Source organism: Streptomyces aureus (assembly GCF_001418135.1).
Lineage (GTDB): Bacteria > Actinomycetota > Actinomycetes > Streptomycetales > Streptomycetaceae > Streptomyces > Streptomyces aureus_A.
Genome location: NZ_LIPQ01000436.1, coordinates 1 through 9,813 on the forward strand (window position 1 = coordinate 1; position 9,813 = coordinate 9,813).

A 9,813-nucleotide genomic window follows, 5' to 3' on the forward strand; every position below is an offset into this window, starting at 1 on the left:
GTATGGCCCGCCGCCGTATTTCCCCGCCCCCTCCCCTCCGTCACCCACGGCACACTGCTCGTGTGGGGCCAAAGCGGGTATGAGGAAAGAGGGGGCTCTCATCAGGAGCCTTCATGTCGAACAACCGCACCACCGCCCGGGGCCGCGGCCAGCCCGTCTCCAAGGACCGCCGGTCCGCCCAGAACGACCACCGGCCCGTCCGTCACGACCCCGAACCCCTCGCCGGGCTTCCCGAGATCGCGGATCCCCTGTCGGTGAGCACCGCGGACGCCCGCACGCTCTCGACCTCCCTGTTCGAGCGGCTGCGCTCGCTGGAGGAGGGCACGGCGGACTACTCGTACGTACGCAACACCCTCGTCGAGCTGAACCTGAGCCTGGTCAAGTACGCCGCGACCCGCTTCCGGCGCTCCAACGAGAGCTGGGAGGACATCGTCCAGGTCGGCACCGTCGGTCTGATCAAGGCGATCAACCGGTTCGAGCCCGAGCGGGGCAACGAGTTCATGTCCTTCGCCCTGCCGACCGTGCTCGGTGAGATACGGCGGCATCTGCGCGACACCAGCTGGAGCGTCCACGTGCCGCGCCGCCTGCAGGAACTGCGGCTGGGCCTGGCCAAGGCGAACGACGCCCTCGAACAGGAGCTGGGCCGCCCGCCGACGGTTGCCGAGCTCGGCGCCCATCTCCACATCACCGAGACCGAACTGCGCGAGGGCCGGCTCGCCGCGAACGGATTCACCAGTCGCTCGCTCGACGTTCCCGCGGACGACGAGGACGGTGGTCCCGGCATGCTGGCGCGCTGCCTCGGCAGCGACGACGACGCCTTCGAGAAGATCGAGAACCTGGAGGCGCTCAAGCCGCTCGTCGCCGCTCTCTCGACGCGCGACCGGACGATCCTGGCGCTGAGGTTCGGCGAGGAGCTGACCCAGGCGGAGATCGGCGCGCGCCTCGGCCTCTCGCAGATGCACGTGTCGCGTCTCCTCAGTCGCATCCTCGGCGATCTGCGTACGGCCCTGACGGCGGAGGAGCCTCCGAAGGCGACGACCGCGACCACGACCCACACGTGAGCCCCCGGCCGTCACGGCGACCGCGTCGGCGGCGCGCCGACCGGGCCGGGAGCCGCACGGCGACGGCGCGTCACGGGCCGCCGTCATGGGCCGCCCCGCCACGGGCGCCCGGAGGGTCCCCCGGAACCGGCCGTGACAGTCCACCCCGGCCCGACGCCGCCCGCGGAGAGTCCGGAGCAGGTGACCGTGGCGCGGCGGGAGGTGGCGGCGGCGTCGGGACAGCCGGCGGTCCGTTCGCCGGGACCGGGCTCGCGACCTCCACCCAGAAGGACTTGCCCGTCTCCCCGGGGACGGCTCCCCACGCGCGCGCGAGCCGGTCGATCACGATCAGGCCGTTGCCCCCCGGTTGCCCAGGCGCTCCCCGTGGCCGGAAATCCGGAATCCGGCTGCTCCGGTCACTCACCTCGATCCGCAGGTCCCCGGCCGTGCCGGTGGCCGCGCGGGACGGCGGGCCGCTCGCCGCACCGTCGCCCCGCGGCTCGGCGGGGGCGAGCCGGATGACCAGCTCCGTGGGGCCCCCGGCGTGCAGACAGGCGTTGGTCACGGCCTCCGACACGACCAGGAGGACGTCCTCGACCGCGAGGTCCCGCTCCTCCTCGGTGAGCCCGCTGTCCTCCGGCCGGCCGGGCCAGTCCCAGTCGGTGAGCGCGACCCGGCAGAAGTCACGGCACCGTGCGACCACCGACTCCCCGCTCCGCAGGACGAGCCGTCTGATCTGGCCCCTGGACCGGACCGGTTCGCTCATCCCTGCCTCCACCGTGCCCGGTGCCGTGTCGCGTTCACGGGTGCTCCCCCTCGGCCAGTTCGGCGGGCAGCTCGTCGTACACCGTGAAGACCGCCACGACGCCGGTGACGTCGAAGACCCGGTCGACGGGCGGGCGCAGCGCGGCCAGCTCCAGCCGGCTGCCGGCCTCCCGTGCGTCCAGCCTCGCCGTCAGCAGCAGATTGAGTCCGGTCGAGTCGCAGAACGTCAGTCGTCCGCAGTCCACGACGATCCGTTCGGGGCGCCGGTCCAGGACGTCGGTCAGCGCCGCGTGCAGGGGCTCCTGGGTGTCGCGGTCGAGCTCCCCCGCCACCGTGACGACGGCCGTGGCACCGCTCCACCGGACCGCGGCCGTCAGACGGGGGCCGATGAGCCCGGCGTCACCCGTCCCTGTCGCATCCCTTGGCATCCGGCACTCCGGTTCCCGTCGGCGCACAATTCCGAGCTGAGGCCGACGATACGCCGAGGGCTCCCGGCACGGCGAGCGGAAGCCCTCCGGCCGCGTGGCGCACCCGCCGTGGTCGGCCGGAGCCGCACTCGACAGGTTCTTCATATGATCCGACGAAGAGCCGCGGCGCGACGTCTGCGACCGTGCCGGCAGGGAAGACGCGGCGTACCGCCGCCGCCCCGGCCCCTCGGGCCCCTTCGAACCGGAAGGTGAGACGGATGACTGACCGCGAGACCGGGCTGGGACGCCCCCGGAAGCGAGGGGACGGGCAGACGGGCATACACGGAGACGGGGACGCGGCGCGCGACAGCGGGAAGACGACCCGTGAGGACGGGGAGACCTCTCACGGAGACGGACAAGGGCGCGGGCGCGACGAGACCGCGGACGAGCGCGCCGACCGGCAGTGGCAGGACCTCATGCAGGAGATACGGGTGGTCCAGACCGGTGTCCAGATCCTCCTCGGCTTCCTCCTGACGGTGGTCTTCACTCCCCGGTACGAGAGCCTCGGCTCGGGCGACAAGGCGATCTACATCCTGACGGTGGTCCTCGGCTCGCTGGCCACGGGCGCGCTGATCGGCCCGGTCTCCTTCCACCGCCTCGTGGCGGGCCGGCGGATCAAACCCCAGGCGGTGGCGTGGGCGTCCCGGCTGACCTTCATCGGGATCCTGCTCCTGCTCACCACCCTCACGACCGCGCTCGTCCTCATCCTCCGCGTGGCCACCGACAACGCGATCGTTCCGTGGCTCGTGGCCGGGGTCCTGGCCTGGTACCTGCTGTGCTGGTTCGCCCTGCCGCTGTGGGCCCGCACCCGGCACACCTCGAAGAGAGGGGAGTGAGGGGGGAGTCGGCGGGTAACCGCACGGGAGAGCCGCTCAGCGCATGCGGAAGGAGCACATCATGCCTCGCGGATCCAGCCCGAAGCGGGAACGGCAGTACGAACACATCAAGGAGAGCGCGGAGCAGCGCGGCGAGAGCGAGGAGCGCGCCAAGGAGATCGCCGCCCGCACCGTGAACAAGGAGCGGGCACGGCACGGCGAGTCCAAGACGGCGAGCCGCCTGTCCCGGGAGGACATGTCGTCCGGCGAGCGTGGTGGCCGGCGCTCCCACACCGGTGCCCAGGGGCGCACGTACGACCAGCTCTATGAAGAGGCCAAGCGCCGGAACATCGACGGCCGTTCGAAGATGAACAAGGCGCAGCTGCAGCGCGCGCTCGGCGACGGCTGAAGCGGCTGACCGGCCCTCCTCCCAGCCGCCGGCACCCTCCGGGCCGCCCGCCGGTCAGACGTCCTGGATGCGCCGGAACGGGCGGTCCGCCTCCAGCGTGTAGGCGACGTCGAGCAGCGTCCGTTCGCTGCCGGGGCGGCCCGAGAACATGACGCCGATCGGCAGCCCTTCGTCCGTCGCGCCGGCGGCGGGAACGGAGATCGACGGCGTCCCGACGACGTTGTTGACCGGTGTGAAGGCGACGTACGCGAGGATCCGCTCGACCAGCGTCGCGTACGGCACGGTCGGGCTGAGGTGACCGATCCTCGGCGTGGTGTGCGCGAGGACGGGGGTGAGGACGAGGTCGAGGCCGCGGAACGCCGCCGCGTACGCCTCCCGCGTCCGCTTCAGCCTCCGCAGTACGCCCGGGGTGCGCCGCCAGCTCTTCAGGTACTCCTCGCGCAGCCCCCGGCTGAGGCCGTCCAACCGGTGCCGGTCGAAGTCCGGACCGAAGGTCCGGCCCGACACGCCGAGGAGGAACGACAGCATGCCCCAGTACGTGAGGAAGTCGCCGGTGAAGCGGGGGTCGAGGTGCAGCTCGACCGGCTCCACGGTGTGGCCGAGCCGTTCGAGCGTCGCGACGGTGTCCATGACGGCGGCCCGGGTCGCGGTGTCGGCGTGGACGCCGTTCGGCGAGTCGACCAGGAACCCGATGCGCAGGCGCCGTTCGGAGGGTCCCTCGACCAGACCGAGGGGCGGCAGCTTGGGGTTGCGCCAGTAGGTCTCGGCGGCGGCGAGGAACGCGGCGGTGTCCCGTACCGAACGGCTCACTATGCCGTCGGACACGATGTCCAGGGGCAGTTGGCGGCTCTGGGCGTTCGTCACGACCCGGCCGCGGGTCGGCTTGAGACCGACGAGCCCGCAGCAGGCGGCGGGGATGCGGATCGATCCGCCGCCGTCGTTGGCGTGGGCGATCGGCACCGCCCCGGCGGCGACGAGGGCCGCGCTGCCGCCGGACGAACCGCCCGCCGAACAACCGGTGTTCCACGGGTTGCGTACCGGTTCGGCGGCCTCGTACTCCGTGGTGGGGCTGAATCCGAACTCGGGCAGCCTGGTCTTGCCGAGGACCGTGACGCCGCTGCTCAGGAGCTGTCGGGCGAAGGGCGCGTGGCGCCGGGCGGCGCGCGGGGTGAAGGCCGCACTGCCGTGACCGGTGGGCAGGCCCAGGTAGTCGGTGTTGTCCTTGACGAAGGTCGGCACGCCCGCGAAGGCGCCGTGGCCCGGCCCGGTGGCGTAGGAGGGGGCGTCGATGTGGACCTGGACCGCGTGGAGCCGGTCCTCGACGTCCCGTACCCGCTCGGCCGCGTCCCGCGCGACCTCGGCGGCGCCGACCTCACCCCGGCGTATCGCCGCGGCGAGCCCGACGGCGTCGTGCTCGCCCAGTGCGTCGTCCCGGAAGGCGTGCACCGTGGCCTGTTCCTCGAAAGTCGTCACCGCTACCTCAGCCCCCGGCCGTGTGGTTGGTTGGCCGCCAGCATGCCCTACCAAGCAGTAACACGCGAGTGGTCGGGCGATTCGGAGCCGCCGAAGGGCTTACCCGTGGAGCACGGGACGGGGCCGGGCCGCCTCATGTGCTGGGCGGCTACCCGGGAAGAGGAAGCACACGCACGGTCGACCGGCGGTCGGGCGCGCGGCAGCAGCGCCGAAAGAAGAAAAAGAGAAGGGCAAGGAGCTGAAACGTCTCCTCGCCACTCTCAATGTATAGCGCACAGGGGGCCTTGCGGCAAGGCCCCCGTCCTGGTGCAGAATCTCCAGCCGTAGCCAGTGACCTGCGGAAATCGACTCGTTCGCACGATCGACGCGCTCGCGGGGCGTAGGGATCCCACGACCGCGGCTGGCTGGACGCAACCTATGGAAACGGGGCGGTTCTCATGTTTGACGTGATCGTTGTGGGCAGCGGCCCGACCGGCCTGATGCTGGCCGGCGAGCTGCGGCTGCACGGCGTCGACGTGCTCGTGCTGGACAAGGAGGCGGAGCCGACCCGGCAGTCGCGCGCCCAGGGTCTGCACGTACGCAGCATCGAGGTGATGGCCCAGCGCGGCCTGCTGGAGCGGTTCCTCGAACTCGGGCAGCAGATCGCGGTCGGCGGCTTCTTCGCTGGGCTCGCCAAGGCGTGGCCCGAGCGGCTGGACACGGCCCACTCGTACGTACTCGCCATTCCGCAGCAGGTCACCGAGCGGCTGCTGACCGAGCACGCGGCCGAGGCCGGAACCGAGATCCGCCGCGGCTGCGAAGTGGTCGGCCTGAGCCAGGACGAGGACAGCGTGACCGTCGAACTGGCCGACGGGGAGGAGCTCCGCGCACGGTACGTCGTCGGCTGCGACGGCGGCCGCAGCGCGGTGCGCAAGCTGCTGGGCGTCGCGTTCCCCGGCGAGCCCTCCCGGGTGGAGACGCTGCTGGGCGAGATGGAGCTGACCGCCGCGCAGGAGGAGCTGACCGCGGTGACGGCCGAGGTCCGCAAGACCCAACTGCGGTTCGGCGCCATGCCCTTGGGGGACGGGGTGTTCCGGGTCATCGTGCCGGCCGAGGGTGTGGCCGAGGACCGCGCGACCGCGCCGACGCTCGACGAGTTCAAGGAGCGGCTGCGGGCGATCGCCGGTACGGACTTCGGCGCGCACTCGCCGCGCTGGCTGTCGCGCTTCGGCGACGCGACCCGGCAGGCCGAGCGGTACCGGGTCGACCGGGTGTTCCTCGCGGGCGACGCGGCGCACATCCACCCGCCGACCGGCGGCCAGGGGCTCAACCTCGGTATCCAGGACGCGTTCAACCTGGGCTGGAAGCTGGCCGCGGCGGTCGCCGGCTGGGCGCCCGAGGGGCTTCTCGACAGCTACCACGCCGAGCGGCACCCGGTGGCCACGGACGTCCTGGACAACACCCGCGCGCAGATCCAGCTGATGTCGACCGAGCCGGGCGCGCAGGCGGTACGCCGACTGCTCGCGGAACTCGTGGAGTTCGACGACGTCAACCGGTACCTCATCGAGAAGATCACGGCGATCTCGGTGCGCTACGACTTCGGCGAGGGCGACGAACTGCTGGGCAGGCGGATGCGTGACCTGGAGCTGAAGCAGGGGCGCCTCTACGAGCGGATGCACGAGGGCCGCGGACTGCTCCTGGACCAGACCGGCCGGCTCTCGGTCGGGGGCTGGGCGGACCGCGTCGACCATGTCGTCGAGGTCAGCGAAGAACTGGACGTGCCCGCCGTCCTGTTGCGACCGGACGGCCACGTCGCCTGGGTCGGCGAGGACCAGCAGGAGCTGCTCGCACACCTGCCGACCTGGTTCGGCGCGGCCACCGGCTGATCGCGTGACGCGGTGGCGAGTCGGTGCCCTGCCCGGCCCCGGGCCGGGCAGGGCACCCGAACTCCCCCACGTACAGCGGTGCAGAATGGTGGCATGACCATGGAGATCACCCCCGTACGGGTGTTGCGCGCAGGCGACACGCCGGAGTCGGCCGTGCTGCCCGCCGCCGACGGAACAGCGGCGCTCTGGCTGCTGCCCATGGCGGAGGACCCCGGCGCACCCGCCCTCCTGGACGCCGAGGAACGTCGTCGGTGGCAGGCCTTGATACGGGCGGACCACCGGGCACGGTACCTCGCCGCGCACGGGGGGCTACGGCGTCTCCTCGGGCACTACCTCGGGATACGGGCGGAAGAGGTGGTGTTCGTCAGGGAGGACTGCCCGGTCTGCGGAGGACCGCACGGCCGGCCGGCGGTGCGGGACGCCGGCTTCCACTTCTCGCTCTCCCACAGCGGGGACCTGGCTCTGGTCGGCGTCGCCGCGACGCCCGTGGGCGTGGACGTCGAGGCACACCCGGAGGCCGAGGTGTCGGCCCTCGTGGCGGACAGCCTGCACCCGCGGGAGCGGGAGGAGTTCGCACGGCTGCCCGCGGAGACGCGACCGGCCGCGTTCGCGCGGTGCTGGGCGCGCAAGGAGGCGTACCTCAAGGGCACGGGAGAAGGGCTGGCCGGGGGCCTCGACCGTACGTACATGGGCATGGGCGCCGAGCCGGCCGCCGTACCGGGCTGGTCGCTCGCCGACGTACGGGTCGCGCCGTCGTACGCGGCGGCGGTGGCGGTCGCGGTGCAGTAGGGCGACCACCACCGGCGTGGCGTCGCGCTTGACCTTGACACGATGACAAGGTCTTGACTGCCGGGCAAGGAGGTGGTCCCGATGACCATGGCGACCCATGACAAGGACGTGACGCGCGCTCTCCAGGGCCTGGAGGACGGCAGCTCGTCGGTACGGCTGCGGGCGGCGCTCACGATCGGTACGGCCCCGGATCCGCGGTGCGTCGACAAGCTCGTCGAGCGATGCGCGATCGAGCCCGATTTCTCCGTGCGCGAGATGCTCACCTGGGCACTCACCCGGCACGCGCCGGACCTCACGCTCCCGGGACTCCTCGGCGAGGTCCGCTCGGAGCGGGCACAGGCCCGGAGTCAGGCGTTGCACACGCTGTCGAAGATCGGTGACCGGCGGGCGTGGCCGGCGATCACGCGGGAGCTGCTGTCCGACGCCGACGACGAGGTGGCACGGAGCGCGTGGCGGGCGGCGGTCGTGCTCGTACCCGAGGAGGAGCGGACCGAGCTGGCGGACGTGCTGGCGACGCAACTCGGGCGTGGCGGGCGGGAGACGCGGTTGAGCCTCAGCAGGGCGCTGATCGCCCTGGGCGAGGTGATCCTGCCGACGCTCGGCGCCGCCACGGCCAAGGGCGCCCCGGCCGCGCGACAGCACGCGATCGCCACGGAACGACTGCTGCACGACCCGGATGCCGCATTCGAGTTCGCGATCGAGGAGGCGAAGCGTGTCGTCGCCCTCGGAACGCCCGGCCAGGAGGGGCAGTGACGCATGCTGACCGGTGAGGCGGCACGACGGTCCGTGGCCGGCGCATGCTGATCGGCGAGGTGGCACGTCGGTCCGGGGTCAGCGCCCGCATGCTCCGGCATTACGAGTCGCTGGGCCTGGTGCGGCCGACGGGCCGTACCGGGTCCGGCTACCGTGAGTACTCCGACGAGGACATCCGGCGGATCTTCCACATCGAGAGCCTGAGGTCCCTGGGGCTGTCGCTGCGTGACGTGGGGAGCGCGCTGGACGATCCCGGCTTCGCGCCGACGGAACTCGTCCAGGACCTCATCCGCGGGACGCGGGAACGCATCGCGGCCGAGACGGCGCTGCTCACCCGACTCCGTCGGATCGGTGCCGCGGAACCCGCGGGCTGGGAGGAGGTCCTCCAGATCGTGGCGCTCCTGCACGCGTTGGGGTCGGAGAGCGCGGGCAAGCGGCAGCGCGCCGCGCTGTCCTCGGTCGAGGAGGTCCCCGTACCGGTGGAGGCGCTGGTCGAGGCGGCCCTGAGCGAGACGGACCCGAACGTGGCCGGAGCCCTGCGATGGGCCTTGGCGCAGTCGGGCGACGGCGGTTCGATCGCACTACTGGCGGAGGGCCTCGGCTCACCGGAGGCCGAGGTACGGGAACGTGCCGTGCGGGCCGTCGCCGAGATCACGGGCGACGAGGCGACGGCGCTGCTGCGCGAGTCCCTCGCGACCGCCGACACCGCGGTCCGCGGGCACGCGGCGCTCGCCCTGGGGGCGCGCGGAGTGACCGAGGCGATCCCGACGCTCATCGAGATGGTCGTGGAGGCGACGAACGACGTCGACGCGGCGGACGCGCTGAGCGCACTGGCGAGCCGCCCCGAGTGGGCGGACCGGATCGCCACCGACCTCGTCGCCCGCCTGGCGCACGACACGGTCGGCCCGGCGGCGCGCCGCCGGCTGACGCAGGCGCTGGCGGACGTCCCGGGGAGCAGGGCGTCACGTGCCCTGGAGACGCTGTCGCACGACGAGGACCGCGCGGTGGCACTGACGGCGGCCTACGTCCTGACGCTGCGTGGGCGGTGATCCCGCCGTCGCCGCCGCCTGGGGGTCGCGCTCCTGGCCGGGGGCGGGAGGGCCGTCAGGTCCCGCCCTCATCCCGCTCGACCGGTGAGCGACGAGACGCTTCCCGGGCGTGCGCGCGGCAGAAGGCGCGAACCGCTGCCGTGAAGTCCTCCGGTGCCTCCAGGTTGCTCATATGGCCCACCGCGGGGATCACCACCAGCTCTGCCTGAGGGATGGCCTCCTGGAAGGCGTGGGCGACGTCCAGGGGGGAGCGGGCGTCCCGCTCCCCCCACAGCAGCAGGGTCGGCACCGTGATCCGGGGCAACAGGTCCGTCTCGTCGGCCTCGGCCATCAGCGAGAGCTGCGCGGCCATGCTCTCCGGCCGGACGTCGCGGCTCATGGCGTCCAG

At 72.6% G+C, this 9,813-nt stretch carries 11 protein-coding genes; 7 read left to right on the plus strand and 4 right to left on the minus strand.

The annotated features are described in order from the left end of the window. The first annotated feature begins 113 nt into the window (after window positions 1-113). Window positions 114-1,061, plus strand: coding sequence for a SigB/SigF/SigG family RNA polymerase sigma factor (locus AOK00_RS29890; RefSeq protein ID WP_055603348.1), 948 nt, complete (start codon window positions 114-116; stop codon window positions 1,059-1,061). Between the two features lie 70 nt (window positions 1,062-1,131). Here the strand turns inward: AOK00_RS29890 and AOK00_RS29895 are convergent, their stop codons facing one another. Continuing rightward, window positions 1,132-1,806, minus strand: coding sequence for an ATP-binding protein (locus AOK00_RS29895; protein ID WP_063886692.1), 675 nt, complete (start codon window positions 1,804-1,806; stop codon window positions 1,132-1,134). 34 nt (window positions 1,807-1,840) lie between these two features. Next, window positions 1,841-2,233 carry an STAS domain-containing protein gene (locus AOK00_RS29900; protein WP_055603349.1) on the minus strand — a complete coding sequence of 131 codons (393 nt, stop codon included), beginning with the start codon at window positions 2,231-2,233 and terminating at the stop codon, window positions 1,841-1,843. Between the two features lie 257 nt (window positions 2,234-2,490). On the opposite strand from AOK00_RS29900, the gene AOK00_RS29905 reads away from it, so the two are divergent. Both AOK00_RS29905 and AOK00_RS29910 read left to right on the plus strand, forming a co-directional pair. Continuing rightward, entirely contained in the window at window positions 2,491-3,108 is a 618-nt protein-coding gene (locus AOK00_RS29905) for a DUF6328 family protein (protein ID WP_254047557.1), read from the plus strand. Between the two features lie 61 nt (window positions 3,109-3,169). Continuing rightward, window positions 3,170-3,496 carry a hypothetical protein gene (locus AOK00_RS29910; protein ID WP_055603356.1) on the plus strand — a complete coding sequence of 109 codons (327 nt, stop codon included), beginning with the start codon at window positions 3,170-3,172 and terminating at the stop codon, window positions 3,494-3,496. Between the two features lie 54 nt (window positions 3,497-3,550). Here the strand turns inward: AOK00_RS29910 and AOK00_RS29915 are convergent, their stop codons facing one another. Beyond that, window positions 3,551-4,969, minus strand: a complete 1,419-nt coding sequence (locus AOK00_RS29915; RefSeq protein WP_055603350.1) for an amidase — start codon at window positions 4,967-4,969, stop codon at window positions 3,551-3,553. Between the two features lie 437 nt (window positions 4,970-5,406). Between AOK00_RS29915 and rox the strand changes: the two genes are divergently transcribed. The 4 genes from rox to AOK00_RS29935 all read left to right on the plus strand — a co-directional run bounded on the left by rox (window position 5,407) and on the right by AOK00_RS29935 (window position 9,425). After that, entirely contained in the window at window positions 5,407-6,834 is a 1,428-nt protein-coding gene (rox, locus tag AOK00_RS29920; protein ID WP_055603351.1) for a rifampin monooxygenase, read from the plus strand. Window positions 6,835-6,927: 93 nt separating this feature from the next. After that, window positions 6,928-7,623: a 4'-phosphopantetheinyl transferase family protein gene (locus AOK00_RS29925; protein WP_055603352.1), complete on the plus strand. Its 696-nt coding sequence runs from the start codon at window positions 6,928-6,930 to the stop codon at window positions 7,621-7,623. 81 nt (window positions 7,624-7,704) lie between these two features. Next, window positions 7,705-8,376 (plus strand): HEAT repeat domain-containing protein, encoded by a 672-nt coding sequence (locus AOK00_RS29930; RefSeq protein ID WP_055603353.1) that lies wholly within the window; start codon window positions 7,705-7,707, stop codon window positions 8,374-8,376. A 44-nt stretch (window positions 8,377-8,420) separates the two neighbouring features. After that, on the plus strand, window positions 8,421-9,425 hold the full coding sequence (locus AOK00_RS29935) for a HEAT repeat domain-containing protein (protein WP_055603354.1): 1,005 nt from the start codon (window positions 8,421-8,423) through the stop codon (window positions 9,423-9,425). A gap of 55 nt (window positions 9,426-9,480) precedes the next feature. On the opposite strand, the gene AOK00_RS29940 is transcribed toward AOK00_RS29935, so the two are convergent. After that, the coding region (locus AOK00_RS29940; protein WP_159041875.1) for an alpha/beta fold hydrolase at window positions 9,481-9,813 on the minus strand (333 nt) is incomplete at its 5' end.

Bases quoted from the DNA above. Each gene is read 5' to 3' on its own strand.
- AOK00_RS29900 (WP_055603349.1), bottom strand. From the start codon at position 2,233: ATGCCAAGGGATGCGACAGGGACGGGTGACGCCGGGCTCATCGGCCCC.
- AOK00_RS29890 (WP_055603348.1), top strand. From the start codon at position 114: ATGTCGAACAACCGCACCACCGCCCGGGGCCGCGGCCAGCCCGTCTCC.
- AOK00_RS29895 (WP_063886692.1), bottom strand. From the start codon at position 1,806: ATGAGCGAACCGGTCCGGTCCAGGGGCCAGATCAGACGGCTCGTCCTG.
- rox (WP_055603351.1), top strand. From the start codon at position 5,407: ATGTTTGACGTGATCGTTGTGGGCAGCGGCCCGACCGGCCTGATGCTG.
- AOK00_RS29905 (WP_254047557.1), top strand. From the start codon at position 2,491: ATGACTGACCGCGAGACCGGGCTGGGACGCCCCCGGAAGCGAGGGGAC.
- AOK00_RS29925 (WP_055603352.1), top strand. From the start codon at position 6,928: ATGACCATGGAGATCACCCCCGTACGGGTGTTGCGCGCAGGCGACACG.
- AOK00_RS29910 (WP_055603356.1), top strand. From the start codon at position 3,170: ATGCCTCGCGGATCCAGCCCGAAGCGGGAACGGCAGTACGAACACATC.
- AOK00_RS29935 (WP_055603354.1), top strand. From the start codon at position 8,421: ATGCTGATCGGCGAGGTGGCACGTCGGTCCGGGGTCAGCGCCCGCATG.
- AOK00_RS29930 (WP_055603353.1), top strand. From the start codon at position 7,705: ATGACCATGGCGACCCATGACAAGGACGTGACGCGCGCTCTCCAGGGC.